Origin of the sequence: Wandonia haliotis (genome assembly GCF_039523435.1) — a bacterium.
Taxonomy (GTDB): domain Bacteria; phylum Bacteroidota; class Bacteroidia; order Flavobacteriales_D; family Crocinitomicaceae; genus Wandonia; species Wandonia haliotis.
In genome coordinates, this window is the sequence record NZ_BAAAFH010000020.1 from 1 (window position 1) to 2,092 (window position 2,092).

3 protein-coding genes are annotated in these 2,092 nt (G+C 35.6%); all 3 read left to right on the forward strand.

What is annotated here, in order from left to right:
• On the forward strand, positions 1–1,039 hold a 1,039-nt coding region (locus tag ABDZ97_RS12360; RefSeq protein WP_343788104.1), incomplete at its 5' end, for an RHS repeat-associated core domain-containing protein.
• 1 nt (position 1,040) lies between these two features.
• The gene (locus ABDZ97_RS12365) at positions 1,041–1,682 is read left to right on the forward strand and encodes an imm11 family protein (protein ID WP_343788106.1); all 642 of its coding nucleotides are present in this window, start codon (positions 1,041–1,043) and stop codon (positions 1,680–1,682) included.
• Positions 1,672–2,092, forward strand: a 421-nt coding sequence (locus ABDZ97_RS12370; RefSeq protein WP_343788108.1) for a hypothetical protein, incomplete at its 3' end; no start/stop codon positions are given. The genes ABDZ97_RS12365 and ABDZ97_RS12370, both read left to right, overlap by 11 nt.

The following is a 2,092-nucleotide window of genomic DNA, read 5'->3' on the forward strand; positions in this document are numbered from 1 at the left end:
TTCTGGCCGGAAGTTACCAGTGGATGATGATTTAGGAGCTATTGCGTATTATCAGCCGGATGTGGTGAGTTATTCGGATTATATGCCGTTTGGGATGCAGATGGCAGAAAGGAATGGAAGTACAGGAGATTACCGTTACGGCTTCCAAGGGCAAGAGAAGGATGACGAGATAAAAGGTGAAGGGAATTCTGTGAATTATACTTTTAGAATGCACGATCCAAGGGTAGGGAGATTCTTTGCGGTTGACCCATTGGCTTTAAGATGTCCTTTTTACTCACCTTATGCGTTTAGTGGTAACAGAGTCATTGATGCAAAAGAATTAAAAGGTCTTCAACCTGATATATTAAATGAATCTAACATTGGGTTCGATTTATGGGAATCTTTACTTGATGTAATGGGATGTATTCCAGTTGCAGGTGAAGTTTTTGATGGTATCAATGCACTTATATATACTTTTGAAGGTGATTATGCCAATGCTGCTATTTCAACTGCGGCCATCATCCCCGTTGTAGGTGATTTAGGGAAGGCAGGTAAATATATTGTTAAAGTAGGTAAAGTTACTGATGCTACTGTAACAGGAGGAAGAGTGTTTAAAAATGTAGCTAGAGTTCAAAGATATTTAACAGATGTAGCTCAGTATGGAGAAAACTCAGCAAATGCATTATGGGATTCTTGGAAGTTGAGAAAAAGCATGAAAGGTGCTTTGGAGGTAGGAGAACATGCTCATCATTTAATTCCTGTAAATTTGGTGAAAAATAATCAAGTTGTAAAGGATGCTTTAGGTGCAGGCTATGATATCAACGGAAAAGGAAATGGAATTGGTTTGATACCTGTTAAAAATGGGGGCACCCACGCTAAGCACAAAAAATATACTGAGCAGATTGATATGAAAATAAATTCTTGGGCAAAACAAAATGAGGGGTATACACCCGAACAGGCAAAGGAATTTTTGGAGACACTACAAGAAAGTTTACATAAAATTGTAGAAACGGCGAGTAAAAAAAATGGTGTTAAGGTTAATGATATAAAATTAGACTAAAATGAATTTATATACTTTAGGTTATTCTGCTAAATATATGATAGGAAATGGAGATTCACAGGTGTTTTGTCCAATGGCAAAAGATGAAATAAAATCTTTTACTAATGGATACCCCGATATTAAAACTCCACTCATTTTTGAGTTGCATAAAAAAGCCAAACTAACAAACTGTCTTTCTCAGGGAGCAATTGCTTCGGGAGGACTATTGATAGATGATAAAACAAAAGATTTGTTAGCCGATTTTATACTTATTAAGCATAAGTTTTATCCAACAGAAATTATTGGAAAAAAAAATGAAATAATTAAAAATTATTATTGGTTACAAATAGAGGAAGACTTGACAGGAGAAATAGATTATGAAAAATCTATTTTTTACGAAACAAATGGTGTTTCTAATATTGGAGAAATTAAAATTGATTCTTATCAATGGTATCAAAAGCAAAAAGCAGAAAAAGGGTGGAAGTTTGGACTAAACGCCAAACTAATAGTATTAAAAAGCGATTCAAAACTAATAAATTATGATTTGTTTAGATTGTTCCCTTTTGAATACAAACTCATTATGTCTGAACGATTAAAATCAGCTATTGTAGAAAATAAATTGACTGGTTTTGACACAGAAAAATATAATAAAGTTGGGTGGTAGTGTCGGTAGTGTCTCAAACTATCACCTGGCGACAAATGAAACCACCCATAACTACCGCTACGATGCCATCGGGCAACTTGTGCAAGATAAAACCGAAGAAATTGAAAACATCGAGTGGACAGTTACCGGAAAAGTAAAGAAAATTGAACGTTATGCGTTTAGTGAAAAACCGGATCTGGCATTTGATTACGACCCAATGGGACAGCGAATTACCAAGACAGTGTATCCAAAGTCTGCGCCAGGGATGATAAACACCGAAGGAATTACGAAAACGTATTATGTACGTGACGCACAAGGTAACGTGATGAGTATTTATACGTTAAAGACTGAAGATTCGGAAAAGAATTTGTATCTTAGTGAGAGGATGTTGTATGGATCAACCCGCTTAGGAATGGAACAAGTCAACCAAA

Bases quoted from the DNA above. Each gene is read 5' to 3' on its own strand.
- ABDZ97_RS12365 (WP_343788106.1), top strand. From the start codon at position 1,041: ATGAATTTATATACTTTAGGTTATTCTGCTAAATATATGATAGGAAAT.